Here is a 24,919-nt window from a genome sequence, read left to right as displayed (position 1 = left end):
TAACTCGAGTTGTTTAAAAATACCAAGTATTTCACTTAGGATTAAAATTATACCTCCATAGTCACGGGACGGAAAAATTTTGCGGATAAATTACTTTTCTGATGTGCACTTAGAATTCGGCGACCAAGACTTGCCCGATACCGACGCAGATATTGTCGTGGCTGCGGGAGACATCGGCGTTTTTGCTCAAGGAGTCGAATGGTTGAAGGCAATCGGCAAACCGGTTATTTACGTCGCCGGCAATCACGAATTTTACGGATACGAGTACCGGCAGACCCTGAACATGTTGCGGGAGCAGTGCGCCGGTAGTCCAATTCGGTTTTTGGAGAAAGATCAGTTTATCTTTCAAGGGATTCGGTTCTTAGGGTGTACGCTGTGGAGCGATCTGTTTGTAGAAGGATTGGATAAGGCGGAAGCGCTCGGTAGGTCGCTTAACGACTTTAGAAAAATATCGTTCGGAGATTGCCCGTTTCAACCGGAACATTTCGCAGCATTGCATTTGGATGCAAGAGTCTGGTTGGAGCAACGTTTAGCCGAGCCCTATATCGGCAAGACGGTAGTGGTGACCCACCACGCGCCGACCGAGTGGAGTTGGATTGATTCGCCCAACGTCATAAAAAAAATTGCCTACTGCAACGATCTGAAACCTTTATTTCACGAGTACGAAATTGCGGCCTGGTTTCATGGTCATGTGCATAATCTGGGCGATTACCGGATCGCTGATGCTCGAATTTTGAGCAATACCCGCGGCTACCTGGGACGGAAAACCGTTGCCGGTTTCGACATCAATAAAGTCGTCGAAATTTGATCGCGGCAACCACTTTTCAAGCGGTTTGGCAAGCGGCTTTTCCTGGCTTGCAGCTCGGGATTTATCGTTGAGAAAGCCGATAACTTGTGATGTAATGGCAAAGTTTTAAGTTTTCAACTGCTCTCGCGGATCACTGTATCCAAGGGGGCGTTTTGCTGAAATTTGTCTGGAGAGCAGGCGTATTAACTATGCAATTTACACTAAAGAAAGGTTTGGATTTGCCCATTACGGGTAAGCCCGAACAGCAAATAAGCGAGGGTAATGCCGTCAAATCGGTCGCGCTGTTGGGCGCCGATTACGTCGGGCTGAAGCCGAAAATGCTGGTTGCGGAAGGGGACAAGGTTAAAGTTGGCCAAGCTCTGTTCGTAGATAAGCAAAATCCCAGCGTAAATTTCACCTCCCCCGGTGCCGGCGTTGTCAAAGCCATAAACCGCGGCGACCGGCGGGTGTTGCAATCCGTGGTGATCGAGCTGAAAGGCGACCAACACGAAAAGTTTAGCAAGTATGCCGAGTCCGAGTTGGCCGGTTTGTCTGCCGAGCAAGTCAAGCAGAATCTGCAGACGTCCGGGTTGTGGGCATCGTTCGTGACCCGCCCTTACGGTAAAGTTCCGGCAGCCGATTCGACGCCGAGTTCCATCTTCGTCACTGCAATCGACACGCGTCCGTTGGCGGCCGATCCGGCGGTGGTGATAGCCGAAAGAGCAGGCGATTTCGCCAACGGTTTGACGGTGATATCCAAGTTGGCGGGCAAAACCTATTTGTGCAAAGCAGCCGGCGCCAATATTTCCGCTGTTGCCGGCGTACAAACCGCCGAGTTCGCTGGCCCGCATCCCGCCGGTTTACCCAGCACCCACATCCACTTTATCGATCCGGTCAACGCCCACAAGTTTGTTTGGCACATCGATTATCAGGCTGTGATAGCAATCGGTGCGTTGTTTACCACCGGCCAACTGAATGTCGAGCGCGTCGTATCCCTGGCCGGCCCTACCGTGAAAAAGCCGCGTTTGGTCAGAACCCGCGTCGGTGCCAATCTGTTGGAATTGGCGGCCGGGGAATTGGAAGACGGCGAGAATCGGGTCATTTCCGGTTCCGTACTTTACGGACACGAAGCTGCCGGGCCGTTCGCCTATTTGAGTGCCTATGCGCTGCAAGTTTCCGCGCTGAAAGAAGGCCGCGACCGCGAGTTCTTCGGCTGGATCGTGCCGGGCAAAGACAAATATTCGGCGTTGAATGTCTACGTCTCTTCCAAAGACCGTGAATCCGGACGCCTGTTTCCGCTGACGACCGATAAAAACGGCAGTAACCGGGCCATCGTCCCGGTTGGGATCTACGAATCCGTAATGCCTTTGGATATTCTCCCGACACCGCTGTTGAAAGCGATTGTCGTCGGCGATACCGATACTGCGCAAGCCCTGGGCTGTCTGGAATTGAACGAGGAAGACGTTTCCCTGTTTACTTTTGTCGATCCGGGTAAGCACGATTTTGCGCCGGTGCTCAGAGCAAATTTAACCAAAATCGAGAAGGAAGGATAAATGTCGGCTAGAGACTTATTAGATAGCATAGAGCCGCATTTTACAAAAGGCGGCAAATTCGAAAAGTATTACGGCCTGTACGAGATGGTCGATACTTTCATGTATACGCCGTCCGATGTAACGCGCGGCACCACTCACGTCCGGGACGGTAACGACCTGAAGCGGACGATGACTTTCGTGGTCATTGCAACGGCGTTCTGCATTTTGATGGCTTGGTATAACACCGGCTTTCAAGCCAATCTGGCGATGCAGAAAATCGGCGCCACCGATATCGACGGCTGGCGCAGCATTCCGATGGCCTTGTTCGGCTACAACCCGTACAACCCGTTTTCCTGCCTGGTGCACGGCATGTTGTATTTCTTCCCGGTCTATATCGTCACATTGGCGGTGGGCGGTTTTTGGGAAGTATTGTTCGCCACCGTGCGCAAACACGAAGTCAACGAAGGCTTCCTGGTATCGTCGATGTTGTACACCCTGATCTTGCCGGCCAGCATTCCGCTGTGGCAAGTGGCGTTGGGTATTTCCTTCGGTATCGTGTTGGGCAAGGAAGTATTCGGCGGCACCGGTAAAAACTTCTTGAACCCGGCGTTGACCGGCCGCGCCTTCCTATTTTTCGCCTATCCGGCTTCGATCTCCGGCGATTCGGTCTGGGTCGCAGTCGATGGCTATAGCGGTGCGACCGCGCTGTCTTTGGCTTCGGCCGGCGGTCTGGATGCGATCACCGGCAGCTTCGGCTGGTTTCAATCCTTCCTGGGCTTCATCCCCGGTTCGATGGGCGAAACTTCGACATTGGCTTGTTTGTTGGGCGCCGCCTTCCTGTTGTATACCCGCGTGGCTTCTTACCGCATCATGGCCGGCGTGATGATCGGCATGATCGGTATGTCGACCTTGTTGAACGTCGTCGGTAGCGACACCAATCCGATGTTCGCGATCCCTTGGTATTGGCACATGGTCTTGGGCGGTTTTGCCTTCGGTACCGTCTACATGGCCACCGATCCGGTTTCGGCGGCGAATACCGATGTCGGACGCTGGATCTACGGCGTGCTGATCGGCGTCATGATCATCATTATCCGCGTAATCAACCCGGCCTTTCCGGAAGGCGTCATGCTGGCGATTCTGTTCTCCAATATGTTCGCACCATTGATTGATTATTTTGTGATTCAAGCGAATATCAGAAGAAGGATCAAACGTCATGCCTAATTCCGAAAACAAGACCAATAATATTAACGAGCAGTTGTGCAAGTACTACGCGCAGTTCCGGGTTTATGCCGACCGTATCCTGGCTTTAAGCAACGATAGCCTGGAAAAAACGGTCAATGTCGCGCTGGCGCTGTGTTTGGTCTGCGCAGTATTGGTATCGATTGCCACTGTGGCTTTAAGGCCGCTGCAAGCGCACAACAAAGCTTTGGACATGAAGAAGAATATTCTGGATGTCGCCGGTTTGTTGGACGAAGGTACCGATATCGACCAAGCGTTCAAAGAACGGATCGAAGCTAAATTGGTCGACATTGCGACCGGCGAATACGTGGACGGCAACGTCGACGAATACGACCAACGCAAAGCCGCCAAGGATCCAGCGCAAAACGAAGTGATTCCGTCGGAAAAAGATATTGCCAGCATTCGTACCAAAGCCAAATTGGCCAAGGTGTTCCTGGTGAAAAACGGCGACAAACTGCAATCCATCATTTTGCCGATCAACGGTTACGGCTTGTGGTCCACCATGTACGGTTTCCTGGCGCTCGATGCCGACGGCCAAACCGTGCAAAGCATTAACCTGTACGACCAAGGGGAAACTCCGGGTCTGGGCGGCGAGGTGGTTAATCCGAACTGGCGTGCGCTTTGGAAAGGCAAGAAAGTCTACGGCGATAACGGCGAAGTGGCTTTGACTTTGGTTAAAGGCACGGTCGATAGCAGCCGTCCGGATGCTGCGACCAAAGTCGACGGTTTGGCCGGTGCGACTTTGACCAGTCGCGGCGTCAGTAACCTGATCCTGTACTGGATGGGGCCGGAAGGTTTTGCGCCTTACCTGAACAAAATCAAAGCAAACGGTTAGGAGTCGTCATGGACAAAGAAACCAAAAAAGTATTATTCGAGCCGTTGGTCGATAACAATCCGATCACCTTGCAGGTGTTGGGGGTTTGTTCGGCACTGGCGGTGACTTCGCAAATGTCGACCTCGCTGATCATGGCCTTGGCCCTGACTTCGGTCACGGCGTGTTCCAGCGCGGCGATCAGTGCGGTGCGTCAGCACACGCCCAGTAGCATCCGTATCATCGTGCAGATGATCATCATTGCGTCGCTGGTAATCGTGGTCGACCAGTTGTTGAAAGCCTTCGCATTCGACGTCAGTAAAAAACTGTCGGTGTTCGTCGGCTTGATCATCACCAACTGTATCGTGATGGGCCGCGCCGAAGCGTATGCGATGAAAAATCCGCCGCTGCAAAGCTTCATCGACGGCATCGGTAACGGTGCCGGCTACAGCTTGATTCTGATTCTGGTGGCACTGGTACGGGAAACCCTGGGCTCAGGCAAGTTGTTGGGCATCGAAATTCTGCCGTTGGTCAAAGACGGTGGCTGGTACGTGCCCAACGGCCTGATGTTGCTGCCGCCCAGTGCGTTCTTCGTCATTGGCTTGATCATTTGGGCCTTCCGCACCTGGAAGCCGAAACAAGTCGAACACAACGAGTTCAAAATTATGGCTATTGCTCACGGTGAAGGAGGGCACCACTAATGGAAGCCTATATCGCATTATTTGTTAAAGCGGTTTTCATCGAAAACCTGGCGCTGTCTTTCTTCCTGGGCATGTGTACCTTCTTGGCGGTGTCCAAGAAGATTGCCACAGCGATGGGTTTGGGCGTAGCGGTGATGGTGGTGCAAACCCTGACCGTGCCGGCCAATAACTTCATCTACCAAACTTTGTTGAAAGAAGACGCTTTGTCCTGGCTGGGGATCACCGGTGTCGATTTGAGCTTTCTGAGTTTGCTCAGCTGTATCGGTATGATCGCAGCGATCGTACAGATTCTGGAAATGTTCTTGGATAAGTTCGTTCCGGCTTTGTACAACGCGCTGGGTATCTTCCTGCCGTTGATTACCGTTAACTGCGCGATTCTGGCCGGTAGTTTGTTCATGATCGAACGCGACTACAACTTCGGCGAGAGTGTGGTTTACGGTATCGGTTCCGGTTTCGGTTGGGCGTTGGCAATCACTTTGATGGCCGGCGTGCGCGAGAAACTGAAATACAGCGATGTGCCTGCCGCGCTGCAAGGCCTGGGCATCACCTTCATCACCGCAGGCTTGATGTCCTTGGGCTTCATGGCTTTCTCTGGAATTCAATTGTAAAAGGGTATCGTAATGCTAGAAATTGCATTAGGTGTTATTTTCTTCACGGCTATCGTGATTGCGCTGGTGTTCTTGATCATCGGCGCGAAAAACAAACTGGTCGCCGCCGGGGATGTGGAAATTCTGATCAACAACGAGAAGAAGATTCACGTGCCGGCCGGTTCCAAGTTGCTGAACGCACTGTCCGACAACCAATTGTTCGTTTCGTCGGCTTGCGGCGGCGGCGGTTCTTGCGGCCAATGTAAAGTTAAAGTCCATAAAGGCGGCGGCGATATTCTGCCGACCGAACTTTCCCATATCACCAAGCGCGAAGCGGCGCACGGCGAACGCCTGGCCTGCCAGGTGGCAGTAAAAACCGATATGGAAGTCGAGGTCGAAGATAGCGTATTCGGCGTCAAGAAGTGGCTGTGCACGGTCAAATCCAACGACAACGTCGCGACCTTCATTAAAGAGCTGGTGTTGCAATTGCCGGAAGGCGAGGCCATTAACTACCGTGCCGGCGGTTACATTCAGATCGAATGTCCGCCGCACGTGTCCAAGTATGCCGATATGGACGTTGCCGAAGAGTACCGGCCGGATTGGGATAAATTCAATCTGTGGCGTTACGTTTCCGAGGTGAAGGAACCGACCTTGCGTGCCTACTCGATGGCTTCCTATCCGGAAGAGAAAGAAATCATGTTGAACGTGCGTATTGCCACGCCGCCGCCGGGCGCGCCGGAAGGCGTACCGCCGGGCATCATGTCTTCGTTCATCTTCAATCTGAAGCCGGGCGATCAAGTTTGGGTATCCGGCCCTTACGGCGAATTTTTCGCCAAAGATACCGATGCCGAAATGGTCTTCATCGGCGGCGGTGCGGGTATGGCGCCGATGCGTTCGCACATTTTCGACCAATTGCGTAGACTGAAGTCGAAACGCAAGATTACCTTCTGGTACGGTGCGCGCAGCAAACGGGAAATGTTCTATGTCGAAGATTTCGACATGCTGCAACGCGAGAACGAAAACTTCAAATGGCACGTGGCATTGTCCGATCCGCTGCCGGAAGACAATTGGAAAGGCTATACCGGCTTTATCCATAACGTCTTGTATGAAGAGTTCTTGAAAAACCATCCGGCTCCGGAAGACTGCGAATATTACATGTGCGGTCCTCCGATCATGAACTCCTCAGTGATCAATATGTTGCTGGCTAACGGCGTCGACAGAGAAAACATCTTCCTGGACGATTTCGGCGGCTAATAACAGCTTGGTCGGGTTTAAAAAACGGGGGGCGATTGGATCGTCCCTCGTTTTTTTGTTTATACGTCTTATCTAATGGGGTAATTGTTATGGGTTATTTTCTTGCGACGTTTTTATTCATGCTGATTGTGATCGCAATCATGGCGATAGGCGTTATTTTTGGCAGAAACGCGATCAAGGGGTCTTGCGGCGGCACCGGCAACTGCATTTGTACCGAGAAGTGCGATAAAAGAAAGAAATTTGAGGCCGAAAAGGCGCAAGCGGCGCCTATCGAACACTCTTGAACGGCGGTGCGGGTAGAAGAGTTTAGAAAGTCCGGTTAAGGCACGATGACTTTGCGGAAAGTCAGATTGATACGGCCGCTGCCAAGTTCGGGAACCGCCGGTAAGCTATGCTGCCAATCGCGTTGAAATTCAGGACGCATAATCAGCAATGCGCCGTCGGCCAAAAAGACCTCGCCCTTCTGGTCGAGTTTTTTATGGCGAAACGCAAAGCTTCGCGTGGTACCGAATGTTAAAGAGGCAATAAAGGGTCGCGCCCCCAATTCCCGTTCGTCGTCGGCGTGCCATCCGACATAGTCGTTGCCGTCGCGGTACAGGTTGGCCAAAACCGAGTTAAACGAAACGTTCAGACAAGCTTCGATTCGCTGCCTAATTCCGCTCAGAAGCGGCGTCCACGGTCGGGTTTCCAACAGATTGTAACGGTAACTGTAGCGGATGCCCGAATCGGCATGCCAAGTTTGTAAGCGGGGCAGGGCGAACCGGCGTCCGCTGACGGTGTAGACATTGGCCGGCCAATCGTGGTCGAGCATGAAACGTCGGTAAATCTCCTCGCATTCGGTTTTTGCGTAAAATCGCTCGATGATTTGCAGGCTTCCGTTTGCATCCACAACAGGCTACGCCCGATTCTGCCGAATATAACTCGCCAATACGTTATCCATCGTCGCCGCGTGTATAGCAAACCATCCCGGCAAACGCTCCCGGATAAAGGCTTGGCCGAAGGCGATTAGCCCCTTATCGACTCTGGATTGAAATTGTTTGAATTCGGACAAAACCCTTTGATGTTCGCCTTTGTGTTCGCTTTCCGCCGGAAATAGGCTTTGCGCCATCAATTGGTTTTCGCGTTCGAAGTGCGCCGCCATGTGTTCGTGTAATTGCCGAAAAAGCTCGGCAAACTCCAGGTTGTCGGCGTTATCCAATTGATTCAAAAGGCTAATGAACTCCGCGTGGTCGCTGTCGATTTGATCGTTGCCGGTAGCGGGAATCGTCGATTTGTCGATTAATGTCATTGTCTAGTATCCAAAGCGAAGTGCCTGGGGTTGGCTTAACCACGCGTTGGCTGCCTGATCTAAAGCAGGAGCCATGCCATACCGAACCTTCGAGAGCCCCGCTACTCGTGCTACGAGTCGGTAAATTCAATGCCCGGTTTTATAGAGGCTCGGCGCTGCGCGCCAAGTCTGCCTCGAACGGTAAGGTTAACCAATCGGACCGAAATTTAAAACCGGATTTGGAGGGGCAATCCGCTGCCGGCAAATTGAAGCCGGCCCTAGCGGATTGCTTTCGAAGCTTGCGGAAAAGCGCACTGAGCCGGATTGGCCCATTCGATCAGTAGACGTCTCTGACGTAACGTTTGTCTTTTTTCAGGCTGTTAACGTATTCCACCGCTTGAACCAGATTCATTTTGCCGTGCTCGCGCACCACATCGTGCAGGGCCTGATCGACATCCTTCGCCATCCGGTAAGCATCGCCGCAGACGAAGAAATAGCCGCCCTGTTCCAACCAAGCGAACAATTCGGCGCCGTGTTCCTTCATCCGGTCTTGTACGTAGATTTTCTCGGCTTGGTCGCGGGAGAACGCCAGATCCAGCTTGGTCAACAAGCCACTGGTTTGCATCGCTTCGATTTCTTCGCGGTAAATAAAATCGGTCGAGGCGTTGCGGTCGCCGAAGAACAGCCAGTTCTTGCCGTTGGCGTTGCGGGCTTGGCGTTCTTGCAGAAAGGCTCTGAACGGTGCGATACCGGTACCGGGGCCGACCATGATCATCGGCAGGCTGTCATCACTTGGCACCCGGAAATTATTATTCGGCGTGAAAAAAACTCTGACGTCCGAACTGTCATCCACCAAATCGGCCAAGAATGTGGAACAGACGCCTTTGTGGTGGCGGCCGTGGGCATCGTAACGGACGCTGGCCACGGTTAAATGCACGGTTTCCGGGGTCAATTTGCTGCTGGAAGAGATCGAGTAGGCCCGGTGCTGTAATGGTTTCAATAAACTCAGAAATTCGGCGGCGGAAAATTCGACGGCCGGGAATTGCAACAACAGATCGAGCGTATCGCGGCCCCATAAATAGTCGGACAACTTTTCTTTGTCTCCGGCCTGAAGGATGCCGTTGAGCTCTTGGTCGCCGGAACGTTTTGCAATTTCTTCGACGAACTCTTTACTCGGCGTTTTGATTTCAAAATGGGTGCGCAATGCTTCCGATAAGGTCATCAATTCGCCGTTGACCGGTTCGTCTTCGGTACCGGTACAACCTAAGGCTTTAACGATATCGGCGACCAATTGCGGACAATTGGTTGGTACGACGCACATCGCATCGCCGGCTTCGTAACTGAGTCCGGAGCCGGCAATGGAGATTTCGTAGTGGCGGGTTTCCTTGGACGAGTTTTCTGCGGTCAGCAACCGATTAACCAGCAATTTAGCTGGAAACGGGTTCTTGCGATTATAAGCCGGTTTGGCGGCTAGATTCTGTTCGGTATCGAGCACTGCGACCGTCGCCGCGCCTTCGGCCATCAATGGAATAACTTCGCTGAGCCACTGTTCGGCGGGTGCCTCGAAATCGACGTCGCAATCGACGCGGTCGAACAGGCGTTGTGCGCCTAAGGCTGACAAGCGCTCGTCCCAATCTTTGCCGGCCTGGCAGAACAGGTCGTAGCTGGTGTCGCCCAGCGCCAGAATCGAATATTTGACGTTTTCCAAACGGGGTGCGGAATCCGCCTTGGCGGCTTCCCATAGCATCTCGGCGTTGTCGGGCATGGCACCTTCGCCGTACGTGCTGGTAATGATCAGCAAATATTCCATTTTGGCCAATTGGCCGATATCGATTTCGTCCATGCCTTTGACCACCGGGACCAGTCCATGGCTTTTGGCGCGGTTGGCGGCATCGTGGGCCACGCTTTCGGAATTGCCGGTTTGGCTGCCGAACAAAATATGTAAGGTGCGGCTAGCGCTCTGGTTGCTGCTATTAGAGCTTTGCACCATATGGCTATGCATACCGGCAAAAAATCCGCTCAGCCAAGCACGTTGGATGTCGGAGTAGGGGGCGTTTTCGGGGATAAAAGGTGATTTCATTTCTTTACCAACTTTGGGCCGCGCCGTGGCGGCCCGTTAAACGAATAAATCCATATAGGTCGGGGGTTACCTATCCAAACGTAGGCTTCGGTATTTCCCGGCCGGCCAAGGTTATGCGGCTTCGTTTTCCAGCATTTCCTTGACGATGCTCAGGCTCTCCAGGCTAGCCAAATTCTTGTCGATGGTCGGCACGCCGGCCAGCGCTTGGCGGTTGAATCGGTCCTGCTCGATAATCCAGGCGGTGGAACCTATCGAATAAATGCTTTGGACGTCGCGCAGTTTCAACGTGGTCTTGTAGTCGTTCAAACGCTTTTCCGCCATTAGCGCCGCCAATTGTTGGTCGTCGTATTGGCTGTACGCTTCGCGAATGTTTTTCACCAGGGTGTCTTGCAATTTACGCGGACGCTCCATCAGCAGTTTGTCGGCATATTTGTCGATCAAGGTTTGCGTCAAAGGCATATTGGCTTTAGCCAACTGGTCGCGGGCGATTTGTTGGGCTTTGTCAATCACCGCATAGCTATTGATCAGTTTCAGAGTCAGCTCGCTGTCGGTTTCGCCGTATCCGGGAATGGCGCCGTTGAACAAGGCGCTACCGGTTTTATGGGCTTGCTTGATTTGCTCTATCTGGTTTTGCGCGAATGCGACCGACAACTCTTCGATCATCGCTTTGCGGTCCAGAGATTTGCTCAAATACTCCGCAGTCTGGGTACGGTTTAGCCATAGCGGCAGCGCGAATTTGAAATGCGCGCGCTGTTGCGGCCAATCGGCGAGAATCGCTTTCGCTTTCGCCGAGCCGGTGTGCTCAATGTGCTGTTCCAACATGTACAGAATGAACTGTTCGTGGCTGGCCGCCACGTCGCTGGCGTCGGTCAGGCGGTGGATGCTGACCGACGTATCGTCGTACAAGTCTTCCAGACGGTTTTCCGGGTCGTATTGGTAGGCGTTGCCGCCGGACATGCCGGTGCAGAAGCCTTTGCCGAAACCGCCCAAATTCAATACTGCGCCGTTGATCATGTATTCGCAAGCAAAATCGCCGACGCCCTCGACTACCGCCATTGCACCGGAATTACGCACCGCGAAGCGGTCGCCGGCCTCGCCTTCGATGAAGGCTTTGCCGCCCGAGGCGCCGAACAGGGCAAAATTGCCGATCAACACGTTTTCGCCAGGTTTGTTCGAACCGCCGCCGGGCGATTTGATCACGATCACGCCGCCGCAAGCGGTTTTGCCGACGCCGTCGTTGCAGGTGCCGGTATGTTCCATGCGCATGCCGTCGTTATTGAAAGCAGCGTAACTTTGGCCGGCGGAGCCGTGGGTGCGAACGATGACGGTATCGTCAGCCAGGTAGCGGCGGCCATGCTGGTTGGTGTAAACGATTTGGCTGGCAGCGATTTGCTCGGCGCTCATCCCGTAGTGCAACAAACGCTCGATATCGATCGCGGTTTGGCCGCCGACCGTTTTGTTGAGATTGTTGAGCTTGAACTCGCTGCCTTCGACCACGACTTGTTTTTTGCCTTGATCGAACAAGGCTTGTTTTACTTGGGCAAAGATCAGGTCGTCGATGGTGAAATCTTTTTCCAGATAGATCGGCTTTTCGACTTTGATTTCCTGAACTTCGGCCAACAGCCTTTGCAGATGCAATTGGCCGATCATGCTCGGATGGTTGATCAAGTGCAACAATTCGGTCTTGCCGCGGATTTCCTTCAGGCTGGTGTAGCCCAGGTCGGCCAGGATTTCCCGCACTTCGTGGGCTAGATTCATGAAAAACTGCGCCAGCACCCGCGGATCGCCTTTGAACTCCTCGTGGGCGGTGGTCAGACCGGCCGGGCAGCGGATGTTACAGTTTTTCGCCATCACGCAGCGCAGCATCATCAGCGCGGTCGTGCCGAATTCGAACGAGTCGCCGCCGAGGATGGCCGATTTGACCACGTCGGTGCCGTTTTGGTGGGCGGCGCTGCAGCGCAACGTGACTTTATCGCGCAATCCGTTAGCCGCTAGAGCTTGGTGGACTTCGGCGATGCCGATTTCCGGCGAGCGGCCGGTGTTTTTCAAACTAGTGACGGCCGCGGCGCCGGTGCCGCCGGTATTGCCGGCGACGTTGATCACGTCAGCGCCGGCTTTGGCGACACCGACTGCGATCGTGCCGATGCCTTCCGACGATACCAATTTGACCACTACGCGCACGCGCGCCGCCTTGGCGTCGTGGATCAATTGGCCCAAGTCTTCGATGGAATAGGTGTCGTGGTGAGGTGGCGGGCTGACCAGTTCCACTTTCGGCGTACCGCCGCGCAACGCCGCGATTTCCACAGAAACTTTCGGCGCCGGCAATTGGCCGCCTTCGCCCGGTTTTGCGCCCTGGCCGATTTTGATTTCGATTTCTTCCAGATTCGGGTCGGCCAAATAGCCGGCCCAGACGCCGAAACGGCCGGAGGCGAACTGCTTGATTTTGCTGGAACGGATGGTGCCGAAGCGGCTGGAGTGTTCGCCGCCTTCGCCGGAGTTGCTCATGCCGCCGGCGATATTAGTCCCTTGTGCCACGGCTTCGTGGGCTTCGGCCAACAAAGCGCCATGGCTCATCGCGCCGGAAGCGAAGGTTGGCGTGATCTCGTGCGCCGGTTGTACTTTGCTCAAATCCAGGCGTTCGCGAGCCGTGCGCAGGTTGCTCAGGTAGAAGTAAAGTACGCTGTCGGTATCGTTGATCCGTATGCTTAAGCCGTCGGTTTCGATGGCTACGGAAAAATCCTGGCCGGCGAAGCGGGCTTTGAAATGGTCTGCCAATTGCTCCAGTCGGGCTTTATTCGAATTGTTGGTTAATTCGATTTTGAACACGGCGCCGTTGGTGCGAGACACTGTCAAGCCGCGAACCAGAAAGTTGTTATTGCCGTGCAGGTTTTGGCTGCCGAGTAGGCGATCGAAATCGGCTTGGGTTTCGGCGCTCGTTATATCGATCGGAAATTCCATCACGTCGCGCAACGCGGCAGGGCGGTTGGCGCGTTCCTGAGCCAGATTGCGGCTGAAGCTGCGGTAAGCCGGGGTGATGCCGAAAGAGTCGATTTGCGCCGGCGTACGTTTTTCGTAGCCGAAATCGCGGTAAGCGTTATCGCTGGCTTCACCCGCCTGTTGCTGCGGAATGTACAGAATCGGCTCGTCGGTCATCGCTATATATTCGCGCACCGCAGCATTGCCGAAAGTATGGCCGGCGCCATCCTGGCGTTCTTTGAACAAGCCCAGGAATGGGATATCGTTTTCGCTCTGCACCGACAGTGCCTTGTGGTGCCATTCGCAGGAACTGGCAGCGATATCGGCGTAGCGGGCACCGCCGACCGACGAATTGATGTTCGGGAAATACGGTTTTAGCTTCGGCTCCTCGGTGTCCAAATAATTGGACTCGAAAAACTCGCCGCCGATGTAACTTTCCACGGTGCACAAGCCGAACTTGCCCATGGTTTTCATCAGTGATTTCTCGACGCCTTTTTGGAAGTTGTACAAGGCTTTTTTGCGGCCGGCTTCGTCGGCGTATTCGGTCATGACCCGGTTGTGCACGCTGAGCGGACAGATTGCCGAGGCGCCGAAACCCAAAATTGTCGCGACATCGTGCGGGCTGGCGGCTTGGCCGGTTTCCATGACGATGGAGGAATTGAAGCGTAGGCCTTGCTTGACCAGATGTTGGTTGGCGGCAGCGATCATCAACAAAGCCGGAATCGCCGCCCGGGTTTGATCGATGTTGGCGTCGCTCAAAATGATAATGCCGGTATGGTTGCGCGCGGCTTGCTCGACCTGTTCGCAGACAGCCAGGAACGCGTGTTCCAATGCTTGTTCGTTTCGTGCGGCATCGTCGAAATCGGGCGTGTACAGCATGTCCAGAGTCACGGTTTTAACCAGGGTCTGGCGGCGGATTTGTTCCAGTTGCGTGCGTTGCAGGATCGGAGATTCGATCATCAACTGTTTGCTGGTCGGTGGCGCGAAAGTCGGTTTTGCCCCCAGCGCGACCCTTAGCGTCATGCCGTCGCTTTCCCGCAACGAATCCAGCGGCGGATTGGTCACCTGGGCGAAGCGTTGGCTGAAATAACGCGACATGCCGCCCTCGGCCGAGCTTAGGGCGTTCGGAGTCAGGCCGTAGCCCATCGCCGAGACTTTTTCCAGGCCGGTTTGCAGGATCGGGTCCAACAGGAATTTGAAGCTTTCCTGGTTCAACGCATAAGCGGTGTGGCGTTGCTCTATGTTTAGCGTGTGTTCGTTACCGATCTCGGACAATTCCACTTTCGGCAGTTGATCCATATGCACGCAGCGGTGCGCCAGCATCGCTTTGTAGTCTTTTTCCCGGGCCAGGCGCGCCATCACCTGGTGGCTGTCGTACGACTCGCCGGTGTTATGGTCGAAATAAAGCATGCCGCCGGCTTCGATACGGCCGCGGCGCAATACTTGTTCGGGAGGGAAGTCGATTTGGCCGGCTTCCGACATGACTGCCAGATATTCCGAGGTTTCGACCGAGCGCAGCGGCCGCAAACCCAAGCGGTCCAGGCGGGCGCCGACGCGGGTGCCGTCGTTGAAGATCAACGCAGCTGGGCCGTCGTTTTTTTCCTCGTACAAACTGAAGTATTCCAACATGGCGCGAACCTCGTCGGACAAGGTTGGGTCGTTTTCCCAGGCCGGAGGCATCATTGCCAGAATCGCCGTGACGATGTCTAGTTCGTCTTCGTTGATGCGGCGGGTCAGGGTTTGGTCGAGGCGTCCGGAGTCGGATTGGCCGCACGGAAACACGATGTGTTTGTTGTTTTGCCGGGCGATGGCGTTTTCGCTCAGGCGATTTTTCTTGTCGGTGTTCAATTCGCCGTTATGCGCCATGTAACGGAATGGCTGCGCCATCATCGTCGCCGGCGCGGTGTTGGTCGAGAAGCGAGTATGGAAGAACAGCGTGCTGATTTCGTGGTCGGCATCGTACAGGTCGACGAAGTAGGGGATAACCTCGAACGAATTCAAGCGGCCTTTGTAAACCTGCGTGCGCGAGCTCATGGACAACGGGTAGAAGCCCTGCAATTCTAGACGATTGAAGCCGTCGGCCTCGATAGCCAGCAAGGCTTGCTGGATGTACTTTTCGAACGCATCGTGGTCGGCGTCTTGCAATGAAGCGGGGCGACCGAAAATCAATTGTTTGATCGGCAGTTGCGCTTTAACTGCGGCGGCGTTCAGCACCGAGTTATCGACCGGTACTTCGCGCCATTTCAAAACCGGTAGGTCGAATTGCTTTAGGTGCTCTTCGACCATTTTTTGCGCTTCGGAATCGTAGTGGGCGTGGTCTTCCGGAAAGAAGAAATTGGCTACGCCGAATTGGCCCAATACCAAGTTTGGATTGCCGGTGACCTTGCGGAAAAACTTCAGAGACAGGTCGATATTGACGCCGGCGCCGTCGCCGATGCCTTCGGCGCTCATGCCGCCGCGGTGTGGAATCGTACAGAGCGCTTCGTGCGATTTCAGCAACAGCTCGTGGGTTTGTTTGCTGTCCTTGCGGGTGATGAAGCCTACGCCACAACTGTCCTGAGAAAGATCGGCGTCGTAAAGCATGTGTACTGAGTTGATTTTCTGGGCGTTTTTAATCATAGCTATCCAGATCCTGTCTACTGATTGAGGCGTTGCCGGTGTTTTCCTTGCCGAAAACGCTGTTTATGGTTTTTCTGCCTGCTGCGTGTTAGAGTCGTCCGGAAAAGCGGGCGAAAACGCGCGATAACTTCCGAATTTCAGTTGGCGAAACTTTCCAATGATACCACGCAGCACGGGCTCTGTCATTTCGTGAAGTCAACCTTGTCAAGTTTGCCGTTAGGCTTCTGTTTTAAAACTTTGTGACCAAATATGAAAGAACAAATTGATGTGGTGATTGTGGGTGGCGGCATGGTCGGTGCGGCGTTGGCATGCAGTTTAGGCGGCAGCCGTTTGAAGGTGGTCGTGGTGGAGGCCCAGACGCCTGAACCGTTTTCCGCCGATCAGCCGCATGACTTAAGGGTTTCTGCGCTCAGCATCGCTTCGAAAAACATCCTGGAAACCGTCGGCGCCTGGGAGGGCGTGACCTCGCGGCGCTATTGCCCGTTCCGGCGCATGCGCGTATGGGAGAATGCGGGCGATACGACCTTCGACAGTACCGATATCAGCTATCCCGAGTTGGGTTATATCGTCGAAAACCGGATTACGCAATTGGCATTACTCGATAGATTGGCCGCTTTCGATAACGTCGAGCTATTGATGCCGCAGGCTATCAAGCGAATCGATTACGACGGCGCCCAATCCGTTGTGGCGCTGGAGAATGGCCGCGAACTGCAAGCCAAGCTGTTGGTCGCTGCCGACGGCGGCCACTCCAGGGTCCGGCAGGCGGTCGGTTTGGGCGTTACCAGTTGGGACTATAACCAGCATGCGTTGGTGATTTACATCGAGACGGCATATCCGCAGCAGGACATCACCTGGCAGCGCTTTGTTTCGTCCGGACCGCAAGCGTTTCTGCCGTTAACCGGCAATTACGGTTCCATCGTTTGGTACCAATCGCCGGATGAGGTTAGGCGCTTGCAAGCCCTACCGTTCGAGCAGCTTAGGGCGGAATTGGTCGGCGCGTTTCCGGAATGTCTAGGCGAAGTCAAGCAGGTGCTCGGCGTGGCGAGTTTCCCGTTGCGGCGCCAGCATGCGCAAGCCTACGTTAAACAGGGCGTCGCCTTGGTCGGCGACGCGGCGCACATGATTAACCCGCTGGCCGGGCAGGGCGTCAATATCGGTTTGCTGGATGCCGCGGCGTTGGCTGAAGTGGTGGTCGATGCCTACAGCCGAGGTAAAAGCTTTGCCGATGTTTCGGTTCTGCGGCGTTACGAAGCGATGCGGCGTAACGAAAACCTAAAGATGATGACGGTGATGGACGTGTTTTACCGTTCGTTCAGCAACGACATTCTGCCGGTCAAGTTGCTGCGCAATCTCGGTCTGGGTTTGGCGCAGCGCATCACGCCGGCGCGGAATAAAGTCATGAAAGCAGCGATGGGGCTGGAGGGGCGCTTGCCGAAATTGGCGCGCGGCGAACGTCTGTCGGCCGGTTAGCGCGCTCAGTTTTTCAGGTCCAGGTAGCGCAGCATCGTGGTGCGCAGCTGTTGTTTTTTGTGATCGTCGTCGATCGGACGCGACTGCGGGTCGGTAATGTAGAACATATCCTCGGCGCGGCTGCCTATCGTCGTGATCTTGGCGTCGTGCAGTTGAATGTCGAGTTCGGTAAACGCGCGGCCGATAGCCGATAACAGGCCGGCATGGTCCGTCGTGACCAGTTCCACAATCGTGTGTTTATGCGAAGGATCGTCCAGAAAGGTAATGCTGGTCTCGATCGGGAAGTGCCGGGCCTGGCGGGATTGTTTGTGGATATTCTTCGAGGCTTTGGCTTTTTTGGCAATCAGGCCTTGGCGCAATGCGTTGCAGATATGGACCTCCCGGTATAGATCGTTGATCGCTTCGCCCGATTGTTCGAGCACCTGAAAGCTGTTCAAAACGTACTGGTCCGCAGTGGTAATGATCCTCGCGTCCAGGATGGTCAGGCCCAGTTGGTCCAGCGTCGCCGTGCAAATTGAGAACAACAGGGCTTCATTGCGGGTATAAATGAATATTTCGGCGCTGCCGCGTTGAGTCTGCGGCCGCAGCAATACCAGCGGCAGTTCGCTTTCCTGGCAGGCGGCGATGGCAATGGTATGCCAGGCGATTTCGTCGGCGGAGTAACGCAGAAAGTAATCGTCGCTGAGGTGTTGCCAAGACTGCTTGATCGTGGTTTTGGAAATTCCCAGTTTTAATAGTTCTTCGCGCGCCTCTTTCTTGTTCTCCTGCACCCGTTCCGAGCGGGCTACCGGATTGTGCAGGCCCCGATGCAGTGCTTGGTGGGTCGAAATGTAGAGTTCTTTCAGTAGTGCGTCTTTCCAGGCGTTCCACAGGCTGGGATTGGTGGCGCGAATGTCGGCCACGGTCAATAGGTACAGGTAGTTCAGGTATTCGATACTGCCGATTTGCAATGCGAAGGTGTGAATTACGTCCGGATCGCTGATATCTTTGCGTTGCGCGGTCATCGACATCAGCAGGTGGTGGCGCACCAGCCAGGTAATGACCTTGGTGTCGTGGTTGGGCAATTCGTGTTGCAGGCAGAAGTTGCGGGCCACGGTTTCGCCCAGTGTGGAATGGTCTCCGCCGCGGCCTTTGGCGATGTCATGGAATAATGCCGCCAGATACAGGATGTCGGGTTTAGCGATCAGCAGAAAAATGTTGTTGCAAAACGGCAGTTCGTTATTGTGCTTGGCCAGCGAGAAACGGCGTAGATTGCGGATCACGAATAGCGTGTGTTCGTCCACCGTGTAAATATGAAACAGGTCGTATTGCATCCGGGCCACGATATTGGCGAAGTCCGGCAAATAGGCGGCCAGTACGCCGTAGCGGTTCATCCGTTTCAACTGGCTGGTGATGCCGCGCGGCTGGCGTAGGATGTCCATGAACAACCGGTTGGCCTGTTTGTTGTGGCGAAAGTTTTCGTCGATCAGCGGCAAATTTTTTCTGATCAGCCGGATCGTGCTGGCGCGAATGCCTTTGAGCGACGGCGATTGCTGCAGGATCAGGAAAATTTCCAGCAAGGCCAGCGGTTGTTTTTGAAATACGTCTTTGTTGCTGACTTCCAAGTAGCCGTCTATCGACGAGAAGTTGGCGGTGATCGGTATCGGGGTCAGGCTTTCCTTGTTGCTGATCAGGCGCTCGTTGAGCAATTGCAACAGCATTTCGTTCAGTCGCTCGATGTCGACGACCGTTTTGAAGTAGAACTGCATGAACTGTTCGACGTCGGGTTGTTCGTTGCGGTCGACGTAGCCGAATTGGCTGGCAAGTTCCCGTTGGTAGTCGAATACCAAGCGGTCTTCGCAGCGGTTGGTCAAATTATGCAAAGCGAAACGCAGGCGCCACAAAATGTCGCGCGCCGTGATCAGGTTGTCGTATTCGGATTTGGGCAGAAAGCCGTATTTGATCAATTCCCGCAGCGACGAGGCATTATAGTGGCGCTTGAATACCCAGCTAATGACTTGTAAATCGCGCAGGCCGCCCGGGCCTTCCTTGATGTTGGGTTCCAGGTTGTACGCGGTGTCGTGGTATTTGGCGTAGCGTTTTTGCTGTTCCAGCATTTTTGCTGGGAAAAATTGGTCGGAAGGCCATAGTGCATCGGAACTGACACGGCTTTTCAGCTTTTCGAAAAGCTCGGTGTTGCCGCCGATCAGGCGCATTTCCAGTAGGCTGGTAAACACGGTTTGATCGTCTTGCGCGGCCGTCAGGCAGTCGTCGACATCGCGTGTGCTGAGGCCCGGTTTCAGGCCGATATCCCACAGAAAGTTGCAAAAGCCGGACAGCGAGTGTTGGTAGTCGGCCGGATCGGCGTCGGCCAGTAAAACCAGTATGTCGATATCCGAATGCGGAAACAGCTCGCTGCGGCCGTAACCGCCGGTGGCAATCAGGCAGTGCAAATCGGCTGCCGGGCCGAGGAAATGCAGCCAGCACGCGGTGAGTATGTTGTCGATGAAGCGGGCTTTTTCGGTGAGCAGGCCGGCGGTAGCTTGGTCCGGATTGAAGCGCAGTTTTAAATGGGAGTTTTCCGCGGCGATCGCGTTCTTAAACGCGGCAATCGGGTTGTCCTGTTCGAAACAACCCAAAAAGTCGCTTTCCGTGAACGGAAACGGGCTCACAATTCTTCCTGTCTCAAGGTCAATATTTCGTAGCCTTGTTCGGTCACTAGAATCGTGTGTTCCCATTGGGCCGACAAGCTGCGGTCCTTGGTTACCGCGGTCCAGCCGTCGGGAAGGATTTTCATGTGGCGTTTGCCGAGGTTGAGCATCGGTTCTATCGTGAATATCATGCCCGGCTCCATCATCGCGCCTTCGCCGCGTTTGCCGAAATGCATGACGTGCGGGTCTTCGTGGAATTTTTTGCCGATGCCATGGCCGCAAAATTCGCGCACGACCGAGTAGCGGTTGGCTTCGGCGTGCTTTTGTATGGCGTAGCCGATGTCGCCGAAATGCGCGCCTGGTTTGACTTGTTCGATACCTAAAAACAAGCTCTCCCTGGTCACGTCGACCAGGCGTTTGGCGTGCGGGCTGACGTCGCCGACACAGAACATTTTGCTGGTATCGCCGTGGTAGCCGTCCTTGATCACGGTGATGTCTATGTTAACGATATCGCCGTTTTTCAGCTTTTTATCGCTGGGGATGCCGTGGCAAATTTGGTGGTTGATCGAGGTGCATATCGATTTCGGGAAGCCCCGGTAATTTAACGGTGCCGGGATAGCTTGTTGAACGTCGACGATATATTCGTGGCAGATGCGGTCGAGTTCCTCGGTAGCGACGCCGGCGGCGACATGTGGAGCGATCATGTCCAGCACGTCGGCGGCCAGTTTGCAGGCTACGCGCATCTTCTCGATTTCGTCGGCGGTTTTGATAATTATGGTCATCGGGTCAATTTTAAGAATGAATAACGAGTGCGATTCGAGCAGGGCTTGCGGCAAAAACCGGAGTCAACCCTTGCAGGCTATGCCGCCGAGTCTATCAGACTTGAAGTTGTTGTGAAATTGTAATCATGGTATAAAGGTAAGTTCACTATGTAATCAATACTCACACTTGTCGACACGGTCGGTGGGGTGCCGAAAACCTTGGGTTTACGGTCACTGGTCGGGGCGGGTGGAGGCGTAACCCAAAGCCGAAAATTCGGCAATATTAGGAGAAGTAAATGGCAGCAGTGTCAATGCGTCAAATGCTGGAAGCGGGTGTTCACTTCGGACATCAAACCCGTTACTGGAACCCGAAAATGGCTTCATACTTGTTTGGAGCCCGTAATAAAATCCACATCATTGATTTGGAACAAACCCTTCCATTGTTTAACGATGCGATGAACTACCTTGGTCAAATGACCGCGAACAAAGGTACCATCCTGTTCGTCGGCACCAAAAAAGCCGCGCGCAAAACAGTAGCCGAAGAAGCAAAACGTTGTGGCATGCCTTACGTCAACCATCGTTGGTTGGGCGGCATGTTGACCAACTTCAAAACCATTAAAAAGTCGATCAACCGCCTGAAAGAACTGGAGGCGATGAAAGCCGACGGTACCCTGTACCAACGTTTCAGCAAGAAGGAAGCTTTGGGTATGGAGCGCGAGCTGGAGAAGCTCGAACGCAGCCTGGGCGGCATCAAAGATATGCGTGGCACGCCGGACGTGATTTTCGTCCTGGACGTCGGTTACGAAAAAAATGCGATTATGGAAGCCAAAAAATTGGGCATCCCGGTAGTAGGCGTGGTCGATTCGAACAACTCTCCGGAAAAAATCGATTACGTGATTCCGGGAAATGACGATTCCATTCGTGCAGTCACGCTGTATTGCCAAAGCGCTTCCGCCGCTATTCTGGAAGCCAAGGCACTGCGTATGGACGCTTCGGCTAAAGTCGACGAATTCGTAGAAGAAGTCGTCTCGGAAGCGTAAGTATCACAAGCTGCCCGGCGCCGCCGCCGGGCTCCTGGACCTAGCGTTCAGAACAGACTGTCTTTTAAACGCCTCCTTAGTGAGGCGTTTTTTTAGTTGATAAATTGAGGAAAAAAAACGATGAGTATTAGTGCGGCGATGGTCAAGGAACTGCGTGAACGTACCGGTTCGGGCATGATGGAATGTAAGAAAGCCTTGGTCGAAGCCAACGGCGATATGGAATTGGCGATCGAGAACATGCGTAAAGCCGGTCTGGCAAAAGCCGACAAAAAATCCGGCCGGATCGCGGCGGAAGGCGTCATAGGCGTCAAAGTATCCGACGACGGCAAAACCGTGGTTATGGTCGACGTCAACTGCGAAACCGATTTCGTAGCCAAAGGCGACGACTTTATCGGTTTCACCAACGATGTCGTCAACAGCTTGTTGAACAACAACGTCAACAGCGACGAAGAGTTGCAAGCGATGCTGCTCAGCACCGGCGTCAGTGTGGACGAGACTCGGCGGGCTTTGATCGCTAAAATCGGCGAAAACATTACCGTACGCCGGTTCGTGAAATATTCCACCACCGATGGCGGCCAAGCGGCGTATCTGCATGGCAGCAAAATCGGCGTTATCGTCGAATTGGCTAAAGCGGATGCGGAACTGGGTAAAGATGTCGCGATGCACATCGCCGCCAGCAAACCTGCTTGCATTTCCGCCGATGAAGTCGCTCCGGAAACTATCGAAAAAGAGAAAGAAATTTTCTTGGCTCAGCAAGAAGAAAAGATCAAAGGTAAACCTGCCGATATCGTCGAAAAAATGGTTTCAGGCCGGGTCAACAAATTTTTGTCTGAAATCACGTTGCAAGGCCAAGCTTTCATTAAAGACGACAGCAAAACCGTTGGCCAGCTATTGAAGGAAAAAGGCAATGCCGCGCTGCGTTTCGCCCGTTTCGAAGTAGGCGAGGGTATCGAAAAGAAAGAAGAGGATTTCGCCGCCGAAGTCATGGCGCAAGTCAGAGGTTAACCCCGCCCAGGACATAAACCCGGTTTTCCGGGTTTATTTTTCTGGATGTTTCGTTGCTTTTACCCTTTACGCTGGATATTTGAATATGAGTCAATTGATTTGTCAGAGAATTTTGCTGAAGTTGAGCGGTGAAGCACTGATGAGCGAACGGGGCGGCAGTATCGATCCCGATATTGTCCAGCGCTTGGCTCAGGAAGTGAAAGACTTGTGCGACGCCGGTATCCAGGTAGGTCTGGTAATTGGCGGCGGTAACATTTTACGCGGCGGCGAAAAGGCGTCGGAAGGTTTGAATCGGGTCACCGGCGACCAGATGGGTATGCTCGCCACCGTGATCAACGCCTTGGCCATGCAGGATGCATTGGAGTACCTGGGCCAACCGGTGCGAGTCATGACCGCCTTGAAAATCAACCAGGTGTGCGAAGACTACATTCGCCGCCGGGCGGTCCGCCATTTGGAAAAAGGCCGTGTCGCCATTTTTGCCGCCGGCACCGGTAACCCGTTTTTTACCACCGATACCGCGGCCAGCTTGCGTGCCATCGAAATCGACGCCGAGTTGATGATCAAGGCCACCAAGGTCAAGGGTGTTTATTCGGCCGATCCCGTGAAAGTACCCGATGCGGTATTTTATCCGCGTTTGACCTATGACGAAGCCATCGATCAGCGTCTAAACGTCATGGATACCACCGCTTTGGTACTGTGCCGGGATAACAATTTGCCGATGCGGGTAATGAATGTATTCGAGCCGGGCGCCGTAATGCGTTTGATGCGCGGCGAAGACATCGGCTCTCTGATCGTGAGGAATTAACAGAATGATTAGCGATATTCAACAAGATGCTGCAGCGCGGATGGTAAAAAGTATCGAAGCGTTGCAAAAAGCGTTCACCAAAATCAGAACCGGGCGCGCCCATCCTAGTTTGCTGGACCAAATTTCGGTGTCTTACTACGGCAACGAATCGCCGTTGTCGCAAGTCGCCAACGTCACAGTCGAGGACGCGCGGACTTTGAAAGTCGTTCCGTGGGAAAAAAGCATGGTGCAGGCGATAGAAAAGGCGATCATGTCTTCCGGTTTGGGTTTGAACCCGGCCACGCAGGGTACGGTGATTCGACTGCCTTTGCCGGCCTTGACCGAGGAGCGCCGCCGAGATTTGGTCAAAATCGTAAAAAACGAAGCCGAGCAGGGCCGGGTGTCGATCCGCAACATTCGCCGCGACGCCAACGCCGCAATCAAAGACGCTTTGAAAGAGAAATTGATTTCCGAAGACGACGCGCGCCAAGCGGAAGACAAGATCCAAAAACTGACCGACCAATACATCAAGGAAGTGGAAAAGCATCTGGAAGAAAAAGAAGCTGATTTGCTGTCCATGTAACCGAGAAAGACATGAATGCTGTTGATGACAAACCGGTGATTGATAACGGCAATCCGCGCCATATTGCCATCATCATGGATGGTAACGGCCGTTGGGCGCAAAAGCGTCTGATGCCGCGGATAATGGGGCACCATGCCGGGGTCAAGGCGGTGCGTAAAATCGTCGAATTCTGCGCCAAGGAAAACATCGAAGTGTTGTCCTTGTTTGCGTTCAGCAGCGAGAACTGGCGCCGGCCTAAGGACGAAGTCAGCCTGTTGATGGAATTGTTTATGTCGACCTTGCAAGCCGAGGTCGACAAACTGGACAGAAATAATATCCGCCTGAAAATCATTGGCGACAAAACCGCCTTCAACGACAAATTGCAAGATAAAATCCGCTCTGCCGAAGCGCAAACAGCGAGTAATACCGGTTTGACTCTGTTGATTGCCGCCAATTATGGCGGACGTTGGGATATCGCCAATGCCATGCGCCAAATCGTGGCCGGAATCAAAGCCGGTACCATCGATGAACAGGAAATCAGCGAAGATTTGGTAGAGCGTTATTTGCAGACCGCCGGCTTGCCGGAACCGGATCTGTTTATCCGTACCGGCGGCGAGGAACGGGTCAGTAATTTCCTGCTCTGGCAATTGGCTTACACGGAGTTTTATTTCACCGATGCATTGTGGCCGGATTTCGACCACAACGCCTTGCAACAAGCCATCGGCAGTTTCAAGCGTCGGCAGCGCCGCTTCGGCCACACCGGCGAGCAGGTTGTCGCCGGCAGAGTTGTCTAGGCATGTTTTCCATAACCATA

General features: G+C 53.9%; 20 protein-coding genes. 14 read left to right on the top strand and 6 right to left on the bottom strand.

All coding sequences use genetic code 11. From position 1 onward, the window contains the following. Positions 1–79: 79 nt before the first annotated feature. The 8 genes from VXJ35_RS13540 to nqrM all read left to right on the top strand — a co-directional run bounded on the left by VXJ35_RS13540 (position 80) and on the right by nqrM (position 7,195). Positions 80–808 carry a metallophosphoesterase gene (locus tag VXJ35_RS13540; RefSeq protein ID WP_064021961.1) on the top strand — a complete coding sequence of 243 codons (729 nt, stop codon included), beginning with the start codon at positions 80–82 and terminating at the stop codon, positions 806–808. Positions 809–996: 188 nt separating this feature from the next. Beyond that, positions 997–2,340 carry a Na(+)-translocating NADH-quinone reductase subunit A gene (locus VXJ35_RS13535; protein WP_054759001.1) on the top strand — a complete coding sequence of 448 codons (1,344 nt, stop codon included), beginning with the start codon at positions 997–999 and terminating at the stop codon, positions 2,338–2,340. After that, on the top strand, positions 2,341–3,540 hold the full coding sequence (locus VXJ35_RS13530; RefSeq protein WP_064021960.1) for an NADH:ubiquinone reductase (Na(+)-transporting) subunit B: 1,200 nt from the start codon (positions 2,341–2,343) through the stop codon (positions 3,538–3,540). Continuing rightward, complete coding sequence (locus VXJ35_RS13525) at positions 3,533–4,393, top strand: Na(+)-translocating NADH-quinone reductase subunit C (protein WP_064021959.1); 861 nt, start codon at positions 3,533–3,535, stop codon at positions 4,391–4,393. The genes VXJ35_RS13530 and VXJ35_RS13525 overlap by 8 nt, the downstream gene beginning before the upstream one ends. Before the next feature lie 8 nt (positions 4,394–4,401). Continuing rightward, positions 4,402–5,070, top strand: a complete 669-nt coding sequence (locus VXJ35_RS13520) for an NADH:ubiquinone reductase (Na(+)-transporting) subunit D (RefSeq protein ID WP_054759006.1) — start codon at positions 4,402–4,404, stop codon at positions 5,068–5,070. Further along, complete coding sequence (nqrE, locus tag VXJ35_RS13515; RefSeq protein WP_054759008.1) at positions 5,070–5,678, top strand: NADH:ubiquinone reductase (Na(+)-transporting) subunit E; 609 nt, start codon at positions 5,070–5,072, stop codon at positions 5,676–5,678. Before VXJ35_RS13520 ends, nqrE begins: the two co-directional genes overlap by 1 nt. Before the next feature lie 12 nt (positions 5,679–5,690). After that, positions 5,691–6,911 (top strand): NADH:ubiquinone reductase (Na(+)-transporting) subunit F, encoded by a 1,221-nt coding sequence (nqrF, locus tag VXJ35_RS13510; protein ID WP_064021958.1) that lies wholly within the window; start codon positions 5,691–5,693, stop codon positions 6,909–6,911. Positions 6,912–7,000: 89 nt separating this feature from the next. Beyond that, complete coding sequence (nqrM, locus tag VXJ35_RS13505; protein ID WP_064023513.1) at positions 7,001–7,195, top strand: (Na+)-NQR maturation NqrM; 195 nt, start codon at positions 7,001–7,003, stop codon at positions 7,193–7,195. A gap of 35 nt (positions 7,196–7,230) precedes the next feature. Here the strand turns inward: nqrM and VXJ35_RS13500 are convergent, their stop codons facing one another. The 4 genes from VXJ35_RS13500 to VXJ35_RS13485 form a co-directional block, all read right to left on the bottom strand. After that, positions 7,231–7,800: an alpha-ketoglutarate-dependent dioxygenase AlkB gene (locus tag VXJ35_RS13500; RefSeq protein WP_064021957.1), complete on the bottom strand. Its 570-nt coding sequence runs from the start codon at positions 7,798–7,800 to the stop codon at positions 7,231–7,233. 6 nt (positions 7,801–7,806) lie between these two features. After that, positions 7,807–8,199, bottom strand: a complete 393-nt coding sequence (locus tag VXJ35_RS13495; RefSeq protein ID WP_064021956.1) for a bacteriohemerythrin — start codon at positions 8,197–8,199, stop codon at positions 7,807–7,809. 316 nt (positions 8,200–8,515) lie between these two features. Next, positions 8,516–10,258: a sulfite reductase subunit alpha gene (locus tag VXJ35_RS13490; protein ID WP_064021954.1), complete on the bottom strand. Its 1,743-nt coding sequence runs from the start codon at positions 10,256–10,258 to the stop codon at positions 8,516–8,518. 111 nt (positions 10,259–10,369) lie between these two features. Beyond that, positions 10,370–15,853 carry a glutamate synthase-related protein gene (locus VXJ35_RS13485; protein ID WP_064021953.1) on the bottom strand — a complete coding sequence of 1,828 codons (5,484 nt, stop codon included), beginning with the start codon at positions 15,851–15,853 and terminating at the stop codon, positions 10,370–10,372. 249 nt (positions 15,854–16,102) lie between these two features. Between VXJ35_RS13485 and VXJ35_RS13480 the strand changes: the two genes are divergently transcribed. Beyond that, complete coding sequence (locus tag VXJ35_RS13480; RefSeq protein ID WP_064021952.1) at positions 16,103–17,323, top strand: FAD-dependent monooxygenase; 1,221 nt, start codon at positions 16,103–16,105, stop codon at positions 17,321–17,323. Between the two features lie 5 nt (positions 17,324–17,328). Here VXJ35_RS13480 and glnD read toward each other — a convergent pair whose 3' ends face one another. Together glnD and map are read right to left on the bottom strand one after the other, a co-directional pair. After that, a complete protein-coding gene (gene glnD / locus VXJ35_RS13475) occupies positions 17,329–19,974 on the bottom strand; it encodes a [protein-PII] uridylyltransferase (protein WP_064021951.1) in 2,646 nt (881 codons plus the stop codon). Then, positions 19,971–20,735, bottom strand: coding sequence for a type I methionyl aminopeptidase (gene map, locus VXJ35_RS13470; protein WP_064023512.1), 765 nt, complete (start codon positions 20,733–20,735; stop codon positions 19,971–19,973). The genes glnD and map overlap by 4 nt, the downstream gene beginning before the upstream one ends. A 275-nt stretch (positions 20,736–21,010) precedes the next feature. Between map and rpsB the strand changes: the two genes are divergently transcribed. The 5 genes from rpsB to VXJ35_RS13445 all read left to right on the top strand — a co-directional run bounded on the left by rpsB (position 21,011) and on the right by VXJ35_RS13445 (position 24,899). Beyond that, complete coding sequence (gene rpsB, locus VXJ35_RS13465; protein WP_054759018.1) at positions 21,011–21,754, top strand: 30S ribosomal protein S2; 744 nt, start codon at positions 21,011–21,013, stop codon at positions 21,752–21,754. A gap of 120 nt (positions 21,755–21,874) precedes the next feature. Then, the gene (gene tsf / locus VXJ35_RS13460) at positions 21,875–22,759 is read left to right on the top strand and encodes a translation elongation factor Ts (protein ID WP_064021950.1); all 885 of its coding nucleotides are present in this window, start codon (positions 21,875–21,877) and stop codon (positions 22,757–22,759) included. An 85-nt stretch (positions 22,760–22,844) separates the two neighbouring features. Beyond that, the gene (gene pyrH / locus VXJ35_RS13455) at positions 22,845–23,564 is read left to right on the top strand and encodes a UMP kinase (protein WP_054759022.1); all 720 of its coding nucleotides are present in this window, start codon (positions 22,845–22,847) and stop codon (positions 23,562–23,564) included. A 4-nt stretch (positions 23,565–23,568) separates the two neighbouring features. Next, positions 23,569–24,126: a ribosome recycling factor gene (gene frr / locus VXJ35_RS13450; RefSeq protein WP_054759024.1), complete on the top strand. Its 558-nt coding sequence runs from the start codon at positions 23,569–23,571 to the stop codon at positions 24,124–24,126. A gap of 11 nt (positions 24,127–24,137) precedes the next feature. Next, positions 24,138–24,899, top strand: a complete 762-nt coding sequence (locus tag VXJ35_RS13445; protein ID WP_054759026.1) for an isoprenyl transferase — start codon at positions 24,138–24,140, stop codon at positions 24,897–24,899. The last annotated feature ends 20 nt before the right edge of the window (positions 24,900–24,919 follow it).

It is taken from the genome of Methylomonas sp. DH-1, from assembly GCF_046097555.1.
Lineage (GTDB): Bacteria > Pseudomonadota > Gammaproteobacteria > Methylococcales > Methylomonadaceae > Methylomonas > Methylomonas koyamae.
The sequence above is the reverse complement of the archived record's forward strand: the minus strand, read 5'-3'. Positions and strand labels throughout refer to the sequence as shown.

Coding starts and splice junctions, on each gene's coding strand:
- rpsB (WP_054759018.1), top strand. CDS start 21,011: ATGGCAGCAGTGTCAATGCGTCAAATGCTGGAAGCGGGTGTTCACTTC.
- VXJ35_RS13480 (WP_064021952.1), top strand. CDS start 16,103: ATGAAAGAACAAATTGATGTGGTGATTGTGGGTGGCGGCATGGTCGGT.
- pyrH (WP_054759022.1), top strand. CDS start 22,845: ATGAGTCAATTGATTTGTCAGAGAATTTTGCTGAAGTTGAGCGGTGAA.
- nqrE (WP_054759008.1), top strand. CDS start 5,070: ATGGAAGCCTATATCGCATTATTTGTTAAAGCGGTTTTCATCGAAAAC.
- VXJ35_RS13535 (WP_054759001.1), top strand. CDS start 997: ATGCAATTTACACTAAAGAAAGGTTTGGATTTGCCCATTACGGGTAAG.
- VXJ35_RS13495 (WP_064021956.1), bottom strand. CDS start 8,199: ATGACATTAATCGACAAATCGACGATTCCCGCTACCGGCAACGATCAA.
- VXJ35_RS13525 (WP_064021959.1), top strand. CDS start 3,533: ATGCCTAATTCCGAAAACAAGACCAATAATATTAACGAGCAGTTGTGC.
- VXJ35_RS13520 (WP_054759006.1), top strand. CDS start 4,402: ATGGACAAAGAAACCAAAAAAGTATTATTCGAGCCGTTGGTCGATAAC.
- nqrM (WP_064023513.1), top strand. CDS start 7,001: ATGGGTTATTTTCTTGCGACGTTTTTATTCATGCTGATTGTGATCGCA.
- nqrF (WP_064021958.1), top strand. CDS start 5,691: ATGCTAGAAATTGCATTAGGTGTTATTTTCTTCACGGCTATCGTGATT.
- tsf (WP_064021950.1), top strand. CDS start 21,875: ATGAGTATTAGTGCGGCGATGGTCAAGGAACTGCGTGAACGTACCGGT.
- VXJ35_RS13530 (WP_064021960.1), top strand. CDS start 2,341: ATGTCGGCTAGAGACTTATTAGATAGCATAGAGCCGCATTTTACAAAA.
- VXJ35_RS13445 (WP_054759026.1), top strand. CDS start 24,138: ATGAATGCTGTTGATGACAAACCGGTGATTGATAACGGCAATCCGCGC.
- VXJ35_RS13490 (WP_064021954.1), bottom strand. CDS start 10,258: ATGAAATCACCTTTTATCCCCGAAAACGCCCCCTACTCCGACATCCAA.
- map (WP_064023512.1), bottom strand. CDS start 20,735: ATGACCATAATTATCAAAACCGCCGACGAAATCGAGAAGATGCGCGTA.
- VXJ35_RS13485 (WP_064021953.1), bottom strand. CDS start 15,853: ATGATTAAAAACGCCCAGAAAATCAACTCAGTACACATGCTTTACGAC.
- frr (WP_054759024.1), top strand. CDS start 23,569: ATGATTAGCGATATTCAACAAGATGCTGCAGCGCGGATGGTAAAAAGT.